This is a genomic window from Pirellula sp. SH-Sr6A (assembly GCF_001610875.1).
In the GTDB taxonomy this organism is placed as follows: Bacteria; Planctomycetota; Planctomycetia; order Pirellulales; family Pirellulaceae; genus JBKCUI01.
Genome location: NZ_CP011272.1, coordinates 3000491 through 3016326, shown reverse-complemented (window position 1 = coordinate 3016326; position 15836 = coordinate 3000491). Strand labels below are relative to the sequence as shown.

13 protein-coding genes are annotated in these 15836 nt (G+C 55.8%); 6 read left to right on the top strand and 7 right to left on the bottom strand.

What is annotated here, in order from left to right:
* Positions 1 to 43: 43 nt before the first annotated feature.
* The 4 genes from VN12_RS11740 to VN12_RS11725 form a co-directional block, all read right to left on the bottom strand.
* A complete protein-coding gene (locus tag VN12_RS11740) occupies positions 44 to 247 on the bottom strand; it encodes a hypothetical protein (RefSeq protein WP_146677017.1) in 204 nt (67 codons plus the stop codon).
* A 22-nt stretch (positions 248 to 269) separates the two neighbouring features.
* A complete protein-coding gene (locus tag VN12_RS11735) occupies positions 270 to 1319 on the bottom strand; it encodes a DUF1559 domain-containing protein (protein ID WP_146677016.1) in 1050 nt (349 codons plus the stop codon).
* A gap of 418 nt (positions 1320 to 1737) precedes the next feature.
* Entirely contained in the window at positions 1738 to 1926 is a 189-nt protein-coding gene (locus VN12_RS11730) for a hypothetical protein (RefSeq protein WP_146677015.1), read from the bottom strand.
* 47 nt (positions 1927 to 1973) lie between these two features.
* Entirely contained in the window at positions 1974 to 3083 is a 1110-nt protein-coding gene (locus VN12_RS11725; RefSeq protein ID WP_168164346.1) for a DUF1559 domain-containing protein, read from the bottom strand.
* A gap of 601 nt (positions 3084 to 3684) precedes the next feature.
* Between VN12_RS11725 and alaS the strand changes: the two genes are divergently transcribed.
* From alaS to VN12_RS11710, 3 genes are all read left to right on the top strand, one after another.
* The gene (gene alaS / locus VN12_RS11720) at positions 3685 to 6501 is read left to right on the top strand and encodes an alanine--tRNA ligase (RefSeq protein WP_146677013.1); all 2817 of its coding nucleotides are present in this window, start codon (positions 3685 to 3687) and stop codon (positions 6499 to 6501) included.
* A 225-nt stretch (positions 6502 to 6726) separates the two neighbouring features.
* A complete protein-coding gene (locus tag VN12_RS11715) occupies positions 6727 to 7254 on the top strand; it encodes an RNA polymerase sigma factor (RefSeq protein ID WP_146677012.1) in 528 nt (175 codons plus the stop codon).
* Positions 7255 to 7379: 125 nt separating this feature from the next.
* Entirely contained in the window at positions 7380 to 9974 is a 2595-nt protein-coding gene (locus VN12_RS11710; protein ID WP_146677011.1) for a VWA domain-containing protein, read from the top strand.
* A 107-nt stretch (positions 9975 to 10081) separates the two neighbouring features.
* Here the strand turns inward: VN12_RS11710 and VN12_RS11705 are convergent, their stop codons facing one another.
* Positions 10082 to 11470, bottom strand: coding sequence for a hypothetical protein (locus VN12_RS11705; RefSeq protein WP_146677010.1), 1389 nt, complete (start codon positions 11468 to 11470; stop codon positions 10082 to 10084).
* Positions 11471 to 11737: 267 nt separating this feature from the next.
* Here VN12_RS11705 and VN12_RS11700 point away from each other — a divergent pair, with 267 nt between their 5' ends.
* A complete protein-coding gene (locus VN12_RS11700) occupies positions 11738 to 13345 on the top strand; it encodes a Na+/H+ antiporter (RefSeq protein WP_146677009.1) in 1608 nt (535 codons plus the stop codon).
* A gap of 185 nt (positions 13346 to 13530) precedes the next feature.
* Entirely contained in the window at positions 13531 to 13752 is a 222-nt protein-coding gene (locus tag VN12_RS11695) for a hypothetical protein (RefSeq protein WP_146677008.1), read from the top strand.
* Between the two features lie 56 nt (positions 13753 to 13808).
* Here the strand turns inward: VN12_RS11695 and VN12_RS11690 are convergent, their stop codons facing one another.
* Positions 13809 to 14078 (bottom strand): TIGR03643 family protein, encoded by a 270-nt coding sequence (locus VN12_RS11690; RefSeq protein ID WP_240491402.1) that lies wholly within the window; start codon positions 14076 to 14078, stop codon positions 13809 to 13811.
* 240 nt (positions 14079 to 14318) lie between these two features.
* Here VN12_RS11690 and VN12_RS11685 point away from each other — a divergent pair, with 240 nt between their 5' ends.
* Positions 14319 to 15119, top strand: coding sequence for an enoyl-ACP reductase (locus VN12_RS11685; RefSeq protein WP_146677007.1), 801 nt, complete (start codon positions 14319 to 14321; stop codon positions 15117 to 15119).
* Between the two features lie 159 nt (positions 15120 to 15278).
* On the opposite strand, the gene VN12_RS11680 is transcribed toward VN12_RS11685, so the two are convergent.
* Complete coding sequence (locus VN12_RS11680; protein WP_146677006.1) at positions 15279 to 15659, bottom strand: GxxExxY protein; 381 nt, start codon at positions 15657 to 15659, stop codon at positions 15279 to 15281.
* Between the last annotated feature and the right edge of the window lie 177 nt (positions 15660 to 15836).

Sequence of the window (15836 nt, the reverse complement as noted above, 5' to 3'; positions counted from 1 at the left end):
GATCATCGCCGGGTTTTTTTCTGTCCTGTCACAACAGCACGACCTACAGATCGAGCTTGGGTGGCGGAGCGGCACCTGCGGCCGGTGCATCGCCCCCGCCACTTTCTGGACCGCCCCCTGAGGACATGGATGGCGGAGCCGCGGGCAAGGTGCTCTTGGAGTAATCCGATGGAATGGATGCGTCTTGCGCACCGCAACCCAGGGCGAAGAGACTGAATCCAATACAGAGAACACAGAATCGTTTCATGAATGACTTTCTAGCGAGTGAATTAATCGTTCAAGGTAGTGGTGTTGCCATCCGACATGGCCGAGATGTACTGGTACGTGGTGTTGTCCATGTTAGTGGAAATTGATCGGACCGAACCATCCATCAGCGAAACGGTAATGATACCGGTGTGTCGACTGGCGTACTTGTAATACATGTACGGCTGCGCGCCACCAATACCCCAAGCGGTTGGCATCGGTCCTACGGTCCATGAATAGGACCAAGTTCGGCCTGAGCCGCGAGCGGCATCGGTGAACGAACCCATCGCTTCACCAAACGCGAGAACATTGGAGGTCCCGTCCGAAATAGAACCGAAGGTAGTCTTGGTTCGGTTACCAAATGGACCTTTCCATACGTTCCATGCAGGAGATTCCGTCGTACCCAAACGACCGGCGTTGCCTAGGTAGTTGGTGCGTCCCAGCGTTGCGCTGAACGGAACCCCGTAACCGGATCCGCCGACCGTTCCCGTATTCCCAGTACCCCAAGTGTGCAGGATCACCATCGTGGCAGCCGTGTTGCTGTATGCATCATCCGATGGGCAGAGGAGGGATGGAACGCGGTATTGGTGCCAATCCCAAAGGGTATCGATGTCAGATGGATCTCCGTCGTATCCCGTGGCACCATTGATCCAAAACTGGAACTTTTCCCCATCGGTCGTGGTGTTGCCTGTGGGAGCCGCAGTCGGATCGGTGTTGCGCAAATCGGACCAAGGCTGGTAGAGGGCGTTCTGTTCCATGAAGGGGAACAGGTACACCAAATGCCCGATCCATTGAGCACCGCGACGCTCGGGGCTCGTCGTGGGGGTCGTAGAATAAACAACGTCTCCCTTGCTTCCCAAGTATCCGGGTGGAATTCGTTTGTATGCGCTCTCAAAGTTATGAGTCGCCAAGGTCAGCTGCTTCACATTGTTGCTGCATTGCATTCGACGAGCAGCTTCCCGCGCGGCTTGGACAGCGGGCAGCAAGAGCCCGACCAAGATCCCGATGATGGCGATCACAACGAGGAGTTCAACCAACGTGAACCCTCTACTACGCGGTGCGAATTTCTTCCGCATGCTATTTCCCTTCAGGTAACGAACAAAAAAAGCGCATCCAACGCCAATAGCGATTGGAAAACATCAAGTTCGAGAGGAACTGGGCTTAAATGGGCGCAGCGAGCGGGGCGGGAGGGCGAGAAAGGCCGGGCGGGGCATCAAAAAGCCGTCGGCTGATTGAGACGGATTCGGTGTGTGCGAACCGTCCTCCTAATAAAGTCGGTCGGCCATCCTTTGTCAATCGCTTAACTCTTTGTAAAAGGGTGCGACATTCCGCACATGCGTCCATCTTTGCGAAGGCCGCTCTGTAGGCAGCGGGAATTTTGAGTCCTTGTGATGCTCGATCCAACAGATCGCGGGACCCAAAAGCAAAGACGGCCGAGCCAAACAAGGCCCGACCGTCTTTTGAAAGAATGAAAGGTAACCAGCGAGCGGTTCGTTACTGCTGTGGCGCAGGCGAAGGAGCCGCGGTCGATCCTCCTGATTTTGCAGCTCCGCCAACGCCCGCAGGGGCACTGGGACGCTCCTTGACGGGGTTTGCTGCAGGGATTGCTTCGGTCGACGAGCTGCAGCCCGTGACGCAAACCAAGCTAAGGCAGAACAAACCCATCAGACAAAAGCTCTTCATCAAATTCTCCGTGAGATAATACGAACTAAGGGTTGAATACAATGGACCTAGTCTTGGAACGAAGCAACGGTTCCTTCCTTCATTCCACCCAGGTTAAGCCACAAAGCGCCGTCCATGTTGACGGTTGACGATCGGACCGACCCGTCGGCAAGTGCCAAGTTCACGATGCCAGTGTGCATGCTGCTGAACTTGCTCCAGTGTGGGAACGAAACGTTGGCGATACCGCCCCACCATTGATCGTTGGGGTCTTGGGTGGTCGCAGGGACCATGTAACGAGTGAAGACAGGACCGTTGCTAACCCACCACATCGACATGAATCGACCGGAGCGTCGAGCGGCTTGCTTGAATCCACCGGTAACTTCGCCGAACAGGATGGTGTTGCTCGTACCGTCGGTGATTTCGCCGATCTTGGTCTTGCTGCGGATGTAGAAAACACCGGTCAAGGAATCTGCTGGGAGACCGTTGGTGGTGGTGGCACTCACGCCGGACGATCCAACAACGCCGTTTCGCCCACCGCATCCAAGGTAGTTCGTCTTTCCAACGGTCGCATGCCAAGCTGCGTTCTGGGTTCCTTCATAGTACATGCTGAAACCAGGCAAAGCGGTCGCAGCTGTCGTCGTCGCGAAGTTGGTGAGAACCGAGTACTCGGTGCCAGCCGAAGCGGTGTCGCTTGGGCAGAGCAAGGTTGGGATGGTGTATTGGGCTGCATCCCACGAGTCGGTGTCCCACCAGTAACGGTTCATCAGCTGTTGGGAGGTGCCGGAGACGGCTCCGATGCCGTTGGTATCGGGGTTGAGGTTCGAAGCAGCCGAGATTCTCTCGTAGAGAGCGGTCTGCTCGGTGTAGGGGAACAGGTGGACCAAGTGCCCGACGCCGGAGTGTTGGCCGAATTCAGCCAAAGGTGCTTGGTACAATCCGTTCGAGCCACGCCCTGCTCCGAGAACCCCTGGAGGGAATCTCTTCAAGGCCGATTCGAAGTTGTGAGCGGCCAATCCCAACTGCTTGAGATTGTTGCTGCACTGCATTCGTCGTGCTGCTTCGCGAGCGGCCTGAACCGCCGGCAACAGAAGTCCAACCAGAATACCAATAATGGCGATGACCACGAGAAGTTCAACCAGTGTGAACCCCTTGGTGCGAGGTGCGAAATTCTTCCGCATTGCAGAACCCTTCATTTAAAAACCGAAAAAATAACTCCCCATCTGCAAACGCAGATGGAAGACAAGAAACTCGGGAGGATCCAGGCGTTGACGAGGCGTGAAAAAAGAAGCCAAAACGTGTTGACAGCCAGCTGTGTGTGCGAGCGCAACCGAATCAATTAAGACCTCCAACAACGGTTTGTCAACGGTTTGGTTCCGGTCCTCCAACCCATACAAAACGCCTGACCCACACGATCTGTACATCGATTTCTTGCAATGTTAGAAATTTCGCTGGGAATTCGCAAAAAAATACCATCAACCCAATTGACGAGTCCCCTCAAAAAAATTTGGGAAAAAATCGCGGGATTAACAAAATTGGAAATGAGTTTTTTGAATAGTGCATGGTTCGGGTGTTTTGATTGCGAATTGGGCAGACTGGGAGGGGGGCCGGCAGGGAGCGAGGGGAAGGCACGATGCACTTCAATGTTTCCGTGGTCATCTCTCGTTGGCGAAACGGGGCTTCGACGGTAAATTCACGCATTCTCTCGGCGATCGGCCTTTCGAGCGATTGCCCGGTCTACTCAGCCTCCAGAGCGGGGCCCATCAGGACACACAAGCGGCTATGAAAACGGACGAACTACGCGAAAAGTATCTGACTTTCTTTCAATCCAAAGGGCACCATCGCCAAGCCAGCGACGTTCTCGTCCCGACTTGGGACCCCTCTGTCCTGTTCACCCCCGCCGGGATGAACCAATTCAAGGATCACTTTCTGGGGAAAGTCAAACTCGACTTTACTCGCGCTACGACTTGCCAAAAGTGCCTCCGGACCGGGGACATCGACAATGTGGGTCGCACGGCATACCACCACACCTTCTTTGAAATGCTTGGGAATTTCAGCTTCGGCGATTACTTCAAGCAAGAAGCGATTCAGTGGGCGTGGGAGTTTCTCACCGACAAAAAATGGCTGGCCCTCGATCCCAACCGCCTCACCGTGACCGTCTACAAAGACGATGACGAGGCGGCCAAGATTTGGAACGAAAAGATAGGCCTCCCCACCAGCCGCATCGCGCGCATGGACGAAGACGAAAACTTCTGGCCTGCTTCCGCTCCGAGTCAAGGACCCGATGGGGTTTGCGGTCCGTGCAGCGAAATCTACTACCAGCTCGACAACGGCAAGTCGGTTGAGATCTGGAATTTGGTCTTCACGCAGTTCAATCGCGTCGGCAATCCCCCGGACAATTTGCGCCCCTTGCCGAGCAAGAACATCGACACGGGTATGGGACTGGAACGGACCGCGAGCGTGCTGCAGAACGTCCCTACCAACTTCCACATCGACATCCTCTTCCCAATTGTGCAAGCCGCATCGGAAGCTGTCGGTCAAAAGTACGAGTACGAAAGCGACAACGGTCGACGCCTTCGTCGCATCACCGATCACGTTCGAGCGTGCACCTTCGCCATCCATGAAAATGTTTATCCTGGACCGAAGAAAGCCCGTTACGTCATCAAACGTCTTCTTCGCCGCGCGGTCCTCGATGGCCACCAAATGGGGATGCGAGAGCCCTTCCTTTACCAGCTGGTTCCGGTCGTCGCGAGCATGATGAAGTCGGTTTATCCCGAGCTGGCCACGACGACCGACCGAGTCGCTAAGGTTATGAAACGGGAGGAAGCAGACTTCTTCGCGACCATCGATTCGGGCTTGGAACGCATTCACCGAGTCTTCGATGACATGACCTCCGCGGGGCGCGTAATGGTCGATGGACGGGAAGCGGCTTCTCTCTACCAAACCCACGGCGTCCCGCCCGAGATGTTCCAGCAAATTGCCGCCGAAAAGAACTACACGTTCGACTGGGATGGCTACCGCAAAGCGATGGCTGAACACGGAGAAATCAGCGGTGGCGAGCAAGGTGAATTGTTTGAAACCGGTCCCATCGAAACGCTCAAAGAAGCGCTCCATCGCTGCGATTTCCTCGGGTACGAATCGTCGTCCTCCTCTGCCCAAATCAAGGGGATCATTGTGGGGAAACCGAAAGAGGACCGCTTGGTTTCGAGCGTTTCCGCCTCCACCAACGAAATGATTCGCATCGTCCTCGATCAAACTCCTTTCTACGGGGAAAGCGGTGGGCAAGTCGGTGACTCGGGGCGAATCGAAACCGCCAATGGCGTGTTCGAAGTCACCGATACCCAACGCAGCGGTGAGCTGATCATCCACTATGGGAAGATGATCTCGGGCGAACTGAAGGAAGGCGACACAGTCCAAGCGACGGTCGATACAGTTCGCCGCGACGCGATCAAACGGGCTCACTCCGCCACGCATATCTTGCACCATGCTCTGCAAAGCCATGTCGGTGGTCACGCGCAGCAGCAGGGAAGCAAAGTGGACGCGGATTGGCTCCGCTTCGACTTCAGCAATCAAGAATCGTTGCCGGACGATCTGCTCCAAAAAGTGGAAGCATTGTCCAACCAACGGATCTCGGAATCCGCTCCGATCGATTGGAAGCTGGTGCCACTGGGTACCGCTCGGGAAGCGGGGGCGATGATGCTCTTTGGTGAAAAGTATCCCGACCCAGTTCGCATGGTCTCCATGGGGTCGTTTTCCAAGGAGTTGTGCGGTGGAACCCACGCATCGAACACCAAGGAGATTCAAACGCTGGAGATCCTGGCCGAGGAAAGCGTTTCGTCCGGAACACGACGTATCACCGCCCTCACCGGTGCGAAAGCTCTCGAACATCGCGCGAAGATCGAGAGCCTCGCCAAATCGACTGCCGGAATGCTCGGCTGCACGATCGACAAGCTTGGCCAATCCGTTCAGGACTTGGTCCTAGCCGTCCGGAAATTGAAGAAGCTCTCCATCGGTGCGGGTAACGAAGCGGTACCAGCCCTGGTTGGGGGAAAGGCAGGATCGACAGGATCGGTGCCCGCCTACGGCGTCACACGAGCCTCTTTCCGGCAAGCCGCTCGGTTGCTGAATGTCTCTTACGAAGAGGTTCCAGAGCGTCTCGACGCGTTGCTCAAGGAGCAGGTACAGCTCCACGAGCAGATCAAGAAACTGAGCGAAAGCGGCGGGAGTATTTCTGTCGAGAGCTTGCTCGAGCAAGCCACCGAGGTGGAAGGTACGCGGCTCATCGTCGCGGAAACCCCGAACGCCAATGCAGGTATGATGCGTCAGTGGATCGACCAGCTGCGCAAGAAATCGGTGGAGCCGGTAGCGGTGCTACTCGCCAACCGCGCGGACGACAAAGTGACTCTCATCGCAGGCATTAGCCAATCGCTCGTCGAACGCGGGTTGAGCGCTGGCAAATGGATTACTCCTGTTGCCGAATCGGTCGGCGGCGGTGGTGGTGGCAAAGCGGATTTGGCGCAGGCAGGTGGGAAGATCCCCGCCAAGCTCCCGGATGCCCTCCAAATCGCCAAAGAGACTTGGGCTTCGATGCTCGCCTAGCGTGCATCCCCCGAGACCAGCCAACCCAGGCGAGGGGCGGATCCGTGCCCGTCCGTCCTTCGCACTTGAATTTTTTTCTCAACAATTACGACACGGAGACTAAGAGACACCCCCGGCCGGCGTTTACCTCATTAGCCCGGCCGATTGCAACCCAGCGGCCGAGTGCCTCTTCTCATTCCTTATTCCCAAAATCCTTATCGCACGTTTGCGACGGACAGGCGCGGCATGAACGAAACGCCAAACGGCCCAGCCTCGGATCGCGAATGGCTTCGATCGCTGTTTGCTAGATACGAGCGTCCGTTGGTTTCGTACGCGGCGAAACTCCTGGCCGGGGATTGGGATCGCGCCCGAGATTGCGTCCAAGACACGTTCTTAAGAGTGTGTCGGGAGCCGCGATCTGCTTTGGAGGATCACGTCGAGGCATGGCTTTTTAAATGCTGTCGCCATCGCGCGATGGATTGCCATCGCAAGGAGTCTCGAATGTTTATCCAATTTGCTAGCGAGCAGGTCGATCGACAATCGGCGCCGTCGCCAGATCCGACCCAATCCCTCATCTCTTCCGAAGAGCGTCAACATCTTCAACGCGAGATCGCTGCCCTCCCACCGCGTGAGCAGGAGGTCCTCGTGCTTCGGCTTCAGCAGGGGCTTTCTTACAAACAGATTGCGGAAGTCATGGATCTGAGCGTGTCTCACGTCGGCGTCTTGATCCATCAAGCCGTGACGCGATTGAAACAGTGCGTTGTGGATACTTGAAACGCTCGAGAAACGCACCGTTTGTCCGAGCCGACGAACCGCTCCAGCGATACGAACCGTTACTTCGGTGCTTCGGTTTGTTCTCCATCTTATACAGAATTTATCTTGCATCATAAAGACCTATCATGTCATCCAATGAATCCCCGTTCAACGCATCCCATTCCATCGAACCTTGGAAATTAACCGCCTATCTCTTAGGAGAGTTATCCGAGTCGGAAAGAGCGCAAATCGAGCGCCGCTTGGAAGTCTCGCCGGAGTTGCGGGCAGAATGTCAGTCCTTGCAAAAAACACTTGGGATCCTCCAGGCGACCTTGGGGGACGGTGTTGCACCAGCGCAGGCTTCGCTCACCCCAGAGCAGCTTTCGTCCTTGGAGACGGCGCTCGCAAACAACGCTCTCTCGAATGCGACCGTCGAGCCAAATCGATTGCTTCAATTGCCGTTTTATCGCCGTCGTCGATTCGCCGCAGCTCTTGCCATCGCCGCGTGTGTTCCCGTCGCGTGGCTCACGTGGAACTCGTTGGAACGACCAGGGAGCGATCTCGCATTGGCTCCGAAGACGACGAGCATCGACGTGGACGAATCGATCGCGGCGCCCGTCGATCCCATGGCCGCCCCCAATATGGCCACGGTCGCGAAGCCTAGCGATGCAAAGACGTCCGAAGCTATGCCGGTAGAAGTGAAACAAAATGCTGCACCGAATCCAGTCAAGGAGGACGAGGTTGCATTGTTGACGACGGAACTAACTGGCTCGGCCCAAAATTCGGGCGCGCCGGCACGACCGCTCGATCTCTACCGAGACAACGCGTACGGTGCCAACGGGCAGGGAGACGCAACCGGTACGGCGGCGACTCCCCAATTGAAGTTCGCCCCGGGCAGTGGTGGTTACGGGATCGAAGCGAAGGGAGCTGGCTTGGACGGCTCAGGACCTGGAACGGGTCAGTTTGGAACCGACCGGTTAGCAGGCGGTTACGGGGGTGGTTACTACGGTGGTTACGGGGGGAGTGGTTACGGCGTGGGCAGTGAAGGGTTCGGTGGTTACGGGGCTGGCATGGGAGGGCTCGGCGGGTCCGTTCCTGGCGTCGGTGGCCCCGCAGCGGCCCCCCCAGCACGAAAATCGCTGGATGAATTGGAGACCTTTGCAATTCAGCCGAACCATCGATTTCTTGAGCCGGGCGCTCAAGGGGGAGCTCCTGCTCTCCCACCCGAACTCCGTTCGAATTTGAAGCGATTCCCACCCGCTCCTCCTGTCGTGGAGTCATCGGGGGATCGATTCGATCGCATTGTAGAGAAACCGTTCACGGAAGCGGAAAAAGAACCTGTCACGACCTTTTCGATCGACGTCGACACCGCCTCGTATAGCAAGATCCGTCAATCGATCCAGCAGCGTGGTCAGCTACCGACGCCCGACATGGTTCGGATCGAAGAAATGATCAATTACTTCCAGTACGAGTATCCAGCACCTGATGAAGATTCTCCCTTCGCGGCCAGTCTGCGGATGGTGGATTGCCCATGGAATCGTTCGCACAAACTCGTTCGGGTTGGAATTCAAGCGAAGAAGATCCAAACCGAGGATAGGCCCCGGTGCAACCTTGTGTTCCTGTTGGATGTGTCTGGATCCATGAACGAGCCCAATAAGCTTCCTCTCGTTCAACGTTCGCTTTCCTTGCTCGCTCAACGCCTGCGAGAAGACGATCGGGTTGCCATTGTGGTCTATGCTGGGGCTGCAGGTTGTGTTCTCCCGAGCACCCCAGGGAGTGAAAAAGACCGAATTCTCGCGGCCATCTACAATCTCCAGGCAGGTGGTTCGACCAACGGTGGGGAAGGCATTCGTTTGGCCTATTCGATCGCCCAAGAGAACTTCATCGAAGGGGGATCCAATCGCGTTATTTTGTGCACCGACGGGGACTTCAATGTCGGCGTCACTAACACCGATTCCCTCGTCGATTTGCTCAAGGAGCAGGCGAAGAAGAATATCTTCCTGACTTGTTTGGGCTACGGAGCCGGTAACTACAACGATTCGATGATGGAAAAGATTTCCAAAGACGGCAACGGTGTCTATGGGATGGTCGATAGCGACCGGGAAGCCAAGAAACTGATGGTGGACCAGCTCACCGGCACCTTGGTCACCATCGCCAAAGACGTGAAGATCCAGATGGACTTCAATCCGAATTTGGTCCGTTCTTATCGATTGATCGGGTACGAAGACCGTCAGCTGACCAACGCCGACTTCAGCAATGATCGCAAAGATGCAGGGGACATCGGCGCCGGCCACTCCGTGACGGCCTTCTATGAAATCGTTCCCACCAGCTTGGTCGAACCGAATCTGACTCCTGCCGAGAGCGAGTCGAAATACAAGCGATCGACGGCGGCAGCAGAACCCAATAAACGAGACGTGGAGGAAGAGCTGCTTCGGGAATGGCTGACGCTTAAGATTCGCTCAAAGCGTCCCGACGCTTCCGAGAGCACGAAGCAAGAGTTCATTTTGTCCTATCGCCCCGAAGCGTCCGATAGCGAACTTGATCGCGACTTGCTCTGGAGCACCGCCGTCGCGGAATTCGGGCTGTTGCTTCGTCGGTCCAAGATGGCCCCTCAAGCCAATTGGGACGCGATGCTGGAGCGAGCAAGCCGCGGAGCGGGGGGAGACGAGCATCGCGCTGAATGTTTGGAGCTCATGCGAACCGCCCAGTCGCTCGCAGGGCGAGTAGCGAGTAGCGAGTAGCGAGTAGCGAGTGGTCGCTCTTTTGGGATCTATGTCGCAATGCAAAAAGCCCCAGTCGCTTGAAGTGACTGGGGCTTTTGCAATGGTTCGGCTCGGTTCAATCGTCCTTACCAGGTGTACTCTGCACCGACGGTGAAGCCTTGGTAGACAACTTCTGCGTCATGGTTGATGGTAGGGACTCGGGTCGAACTGGCGTTGAACAGCAGCGGTGGATCGCTGTTGAAGTTCTCGGTTGCCAGGGACACGCCATCGATGTAGATCAGCTGGTAGGAGGTCTTGAATGCCAAGGAGTAATTCAATCGGTACCAGAGTTGCGTCGAGAATTGCGTGATGTAAGCATCGTCGTCATCCCTTGCAAACTCGCGGAATTCCCCGCTGATGGAATTACCGAGGATGGTGGTGTCTTGATTGGTACTGTTGTTGAAGATACCCGACTTGAGTTCACCACCTACCTTCACTCCTGGCATCAGGTTGTACCAGAGGTCACCACCGAGTTGGAAACCGACCAAAGCGTTGCGCGTGTTGACGCTGTACTCGAAGAATCGCGGACCGTTTCGGTCGATGCCGTTGTCGTTCTCGCCCGAGGCGCTGAAGACGCCGTTCTCATCGATGTCCATATACCGGACACCTCCCAAGAAGCTTCCTTGCCAGAAACCTTCGGGCTCCGACCATCGGCGTCGGAAGTTGATTTCGCCGTTATGCAATTCGCTCTTGTAATCGATCCGCTGAACTCGCGATCGGTCGGAGTCATCGAATCCGTTGGGCGGTAATTGTCCGAAGTCACTTATGAAGGAGAAGAACTGAGGCGAGTTGGAAGTCACCTGAGCGGATTCGTCCCAATCGTTGAGTCCAAAGTAGAGGACTTCCAGATTCGAGCCCGCACCGGTTTGGATGTTAGCTTGTACGCCTAGCCCGGCTTGGAGCGAATCCATGTCGACCATGTCGGCGGTCAGGACACGCGGGCCGTTGATACCGTCGCTTGTAAATGCGAAGTTCGAGGAGCCTTTGGTTCGCGCCAGGAAGACGCCGTCGGCGGAGATGTCGAACCATCTCTGGGTCGCGATACCCCCTTCACCGTAAGGACGCAGGATACCTCGTTTGGAGGCGAGCCATCCTCGCATGTTGTGTCGGAATCCGGTGAGGGAGCGACCGTAGACATCGCATCGTTCGCCGCCGTAGCCTCGGCCAAAGAGACCACAGCCATGGTGTCCGCATTCGGGTCCGCATTGAGGGCCGCAGGCTTCGCCGCCGTAGCCCATCATTTCGGCTCCCATAGCTTCCTGCCCCATCGCTTCCGGCATGGGATAAGCGGAGGGTGCTCCGCTCGGAGCCCCGGCCTCGTCCTGTGGATGGGACGCGAACATCATTGGGCTTTGCGGCCCCATGGCGTTGGAATATGGGCTGCCGGGCATCATCTGCGCTTCGAGTTGCCCTCCTGCGGTGGCCATGACCAAGCCCGCGAGTAAACGTATTTTCCAGCCTTTAAGCAACTTCATCGAAAAATCTCCAACGCATAATTGCGATTGCCCCCGAATGCTCGAGCGCAATTCCCCCCGATTGGATCAGATGCTATGCACCTGCTGGTGGACGACTCGTCGTCCTGACCATGGAATAATCGGCTTGACACAATCGATCTCTCGAACGAGAACGATCGGAATTCCCGATACCACCGGCTTTATCGGCAAGACCCGAACGGAAAGTTCGGGCAAAGGCTGTTTTTCTCGATACAGGCGGCAGATTTTACCCTCCGCGAGGCTTTCGTTTTGCTAGCAACGGTCACTCCCCTTTTTGAGATCTCGACGGTCTTGATGCTGCTTTGCCTGGTGACGCTTTTAGCTTTCGCGACTCGAAAATGGTTGGTTCCCTATCCCACCATTCTTGTCGTGGTTGGGGCGCTTCTCGCGTTGGTTCCAGGATTGCCCGATATTCAGCTAACTCCGGATGTCGTGTTCCTGATCTTCCTCCCACCCCTTCTCTACTCGGCGGCTTGGCAAACCAACTTCCAAGAGTTCTACCACCATATTCGACCGATCGCTTTTCTCGCGTTCGGACTGGTCGTCGCCACCACCATCGTCGTGGGATCCGTCTGCAAGTGGATGGTTCCGGAGATGTCCTGGCCTGTCGCGTTCGCTCTCGGTGCGATCATTTCTCCTCCCGATGCGGTCGCTGCGATGGCGGTGACGAACAAGCTTCGAGTCCCCAAGCGAATCATCGTGATTTTGGAAGGGGAGAGTCTGCTCAACGATGCCTCGGGGTTGGTAGCCTACCGCGTCGCGCTCGCGGTCGCGGCCGGGGAGGTTTTTTCATGGTCAGGGACACTGATGAGTTTCCTCTGGGTCGCGTCGGGAGGGCTGTTGCTGGGGGCGGTGGTAGGCTGGTTGGCAATCCGGGTGCATGAACGATTGGATGAACCGGTGGTCGAAACTGTCTTCACTCTGCTCACTCCCTATGCCGCGTATATCGCTGCGGAAGCATTCCATCTGTCCGGCGTGATGGCTTGCGTTTGCTCCGGATTGCTGGTGAGGGCATTCGGTGCGGAGCTTTTCTCGGCAGCAACTCGACTGCATGCTTCCGCTGTGTGGGAGAGCGTGGTCTTCGTTCTGACAGGTTTGACGTTCATCTTCATCGGGCTCGGGCTTCGGGGCGTTCTGGTGTCGATCGCCGATGAATCTCTTCTCGTGCAATCGCTCTCATTGAGCGGAGCGGTCCTCGGGGTGACCATTCTGGTGCGGATGGCTTGCGTCCTCCCTTTGGCTTGGATGCCCGCCTTCATCCTTCAGGGCAGAAGAGAGTGGGAGCCGCTTCCGTGGCGTTTCCTTTTGCTCATCGGTTGGACGGGGATGCGAGGAGTCGTCTCCCTCGCGGCGGTCCTCGCTTTGCCAGCCGATTTTCCTCACCGCAATTTGATTTTTGTCACGGTCATCGGTGTGATCTTCGGCACGTTGATCATTCAAGGAATATCGCTCCCGTTTGTTGTGCGATGGCTCCGACTGCCCAAAGAGGGACGCCCGGCCCCGGATCAAGAAGTGGATGCGAGACTACTGCTGCTCGCCGAAGCGAATCTGTTCCTGAACGCACGACGGGAGTCAGGGGGGGCCGAGTCCGAAATCGATTACCTCCAAAACCATTTTCAGACCCAAGCCGACGCATGGCTTTCTCGACTCGCATTCAACACCGCTGATGGTCTGATTGAAAACCAATCCCGCCGCTGCCAAGCTACCTATCTGCACGTCCTGCGCAAACAACGAAAGCGACTCCATCAATTAGCAAAGGATTCGATTGTCGATGAACGGGTTGTGCAAAAGATCGAACGGGAACTCGATATGGAAGAAACGAGGCTAACCTCGGTGACCGGATCCGCGCACGAGTGAATGAGATTGGCGTTATCGAGAACCCGATGTGGCAATGTGGCGCGGATTTGCACGGTGTGACTTGCGCTGTAAGATTCGAGCGACCAAGCTGTCTTGACCGGTACCAAATCCATACGCTACTTTGATGGTTTCTCCCGCGTCGTTCTAGGGACCGGCGAACTCTGTTTTTTAAATAAGGTGATTTCGTGACGATTACTCGTGTAGGTACCAACAACAAGTACGCTTCGAACTGGGACTCCATTTTCGGCAATACGAAGAAGAAATCCGCTCCCGCGGCCACCGCCTCGAAAGCGGCTGCGAAACCGGCAAAGGCAACCGCGAAGGCCGTGAAGAAGAGCGCAGGGGCCGTCACCAAAAAGGCCGCTGCTAAGCCAGCCAAGAAGGCTGCGAAAGCAAAGAAGAAGTAGTTTCGACTCTATTGGCTTCGGCGAGAGAATCTGCCTCGACAAAAGTTTTCTTTAGATCACCGCGAACCCGGGCGATCCGGACAACGGAATCGCCCGACTAAGAATCCGCGCTTCTCAACATGCTTGGTCTGCCTACCTGCCACCCGTCTTCTCCACAAACGGAACGAGGTAGGCTTTAACTCCGATCGCATCAACGCGATGACATCCCCCTGGGTGAGACCAAACTGATCTTGGATCGCGTCAAACGAGGTGCGATCCTCCCACGCCATCTCGATCACGCGGTCGATTTCTTCCCGGGTGAATTCCCTGCTGTTTCGCTTGTGCACGGATGCTAACTCCTCGGCCGACCGCTCGCATGGAAAGATGGCTACGAAGCCTTGAGGGGGCCCCAGACGCGGTGGTATGCCGATGGTGCTATCCCCCGCCTCCATCATGTGGAACTGTCAAGTCGAGTTCCTATTTGAAAGAGAATCCCGAGACGATTGCAGACGATCGCGTTATCATGGGCCTGCCGTCGAAGGGTGCTTCATGAACGGCATCTTCCCCTCCCCGCGAAATGTGAATCCATGGACTTTTTGGCGCTTTCCCATAAACGAGTCGTTGTCTTCGGTGTTGCAAACCGCAAAAGCGTGGCGTACGCGATCGCCAAAACACTCGAGGAAAACGGAGCCTTGGTGGAATATGTTGTCCGAAGCGAAAAACGTCGCGAAGAGCTCGGCAAGCTGCTATCGGGTCGAACGATTCACTGCTGTGACGTCGAACATCCTGAACAAATCGATTCGCTAGCCCAACAGCTGGCGAAGAACGCACAACCCATTTCCGGCGTCGTTCACTCGATCGCCTTCGCGGACTACAGCGACGGAATCAAACCATTTCACGAAACCACTCGCAAACAGTTCCTGCAAGCGATTGATATCTCGTGCTTCTCCTTGATCGCGATCTGCAATGCCCTTAAGCCGTTGCTCGCTGAGGATGCATCGGTCGTCACCATCAGCATTTCGACAACGCGGATGGCGAGTGAGAGCTACGGCTTCATGGCACCGGTCAAAGCAGCGCTGGACTCGTCGCTGGCGTTTCTAGCGAAGTCCTTCAGTCGCTTCTCGCGTGTGCGATTCAATGCTGTCGGGGCCGGTCTGCTGAAGACAAGCGCCTCGGCAGGGATTCCAGGCTACGTCGACGCCTATCTGTTCGCCGAGAAGGCGATCCCGAGAGGCGAAGGCCTCACGACCCAAGAAGCGGCCAACACCGCAATCTTTCTACTCAGTCCCCGTTCGTCCGGCATCCAAGCGCAAACGGTGATCGTCGATGCGGGAATGTCTACGAACTATTTCGATCGGCAAATCATCGAAAGAGTAGCGGGGCAGTAGACCACGGAAGAAGTGTAACCACGGAACACACGGAACACACGGACGAAAACCAAAACGTGCCGTAGAAATGCTAAGAATCACAGGGCTCGCGAAGCAACTCACACCGCGTATTTGGCGTCTCCGGTGGTTCTAGCTGTTCGGAGTTCTCGGTATCTCGATTCATCTTACAATTCTTTCGATGGTTGCTTTGGGGTAATGGCCGAAGTTGATGAGAAAGCCGAGCCGAAGCCTAGTCGCTTTCAAGTAATTGTGTAATTGGGCACGATGTTCGTCCGAGAGCTCTTTTGCCGCTTTCAGTTCCACGATGATCTTGCCGTAGCAGATGAAATCAGGTCGGTAGATTTGTTCAAGCTTTTCGTGCTTGTAAAACAATTCTAAGGTTGGATTTGGGACAAACGGAACGGACTGTTTGGTGAACTCCTTTTGCAAACACTCTTGATAGACGGCCTCCAGGAAACCACAGCCCATTTCGCGATACACTTCGAACGCAGCCCCTCGGATCACATAACTTTCGTCTTGGAATAATAAATCGGTTTCCATGATGGCTCCTTGAGTGGCGTGATGAATGAACCATGGAAGTCAAGGAATACACAATAACTAGGTTAACTACAGAATACACGTAAGCAGAGATCAGGTTTCAGATCTCAGGGATAAAGGATTTCTTGGCATGTGTTTTGAAACGGTATCCCTTCCGTGTGTTCCGTGTGTTCCGTGGTT

Excerpts from the sequence above, each read along its gene's own strand:
- VN12_RS11705 (WP_146677010.1), bottom strand. The coding sequence starts at position 11,470 with ATGAAGTTGCTTAAAGGCTGGAAAATACGTTTACTCGCGGGCTTGGTC.
- VN12_RS11715 (WP_146677012.1), top strand. The coding sequence starts at position 6,727 with ATGAACGAAACGCCAAACGGCCCAGCCTCGGATCGCGAATGGCTTCGA.
- VN12_RS11730 (WP_146677015.1), bottom strand. The coding sequence starts at position 1,926 with ATGAAGAGCTTTTGTCTGATGGGTTTGTTCTGCCTTAGCTTGGTTTGC.
- alaS (WP_146677013.1), top strand. The coding sequence starts at position 3,685 with ATGAAAACGGACGAACTACGCGAAAAGTATCTGACTTTCTTTCAATCC.
- VN12_RS11725 (WP_168164346.1), bottom strand. The coding sequence starts at position 3,083 with ATGCGGAAGAATTTCGCACCTCGCACCAAGGGGTTCACACTGGTTGAA.
- VN12_RS11740 (WP_146677017.1), bottom strand. The coding sequence starts at position 247 with ATGAAACGATTCTGTGTTCTCTGTATTGGATTCAGTCTCTTCGCCCTG.
- VN12_RS11710 (WP_146677011.1), top strand. The coding sequence starts at position 7,380 with ATGTCATCCAATGAATCCCCGTTCAACGCATCCCATTCCATCGAACCT.
- VN12_RS11685 (WP_146677007.1), top strand. The coding sequence starts at position 14,319 with ATGGACTTTTTGGCGCTTTCCCATAAACGAGTCGTTGTCTTCGGTGTT.
- VN12_RS11680 (WP_146677006.1), bottom strand. The coding sequence starts at position 15,659 with ATGGAAACCGATTTATTATTCCAAGACGAAAGTTATGTGATCCGAGGG.
- VN12_RS11735 (WP_146677016.1), bottom strand. The coding sequence starts at position 1,319 with ATGCGGAAGAAATTCGCACCGCGTAGTAGAGGGTTCACGTTGGTTGAA.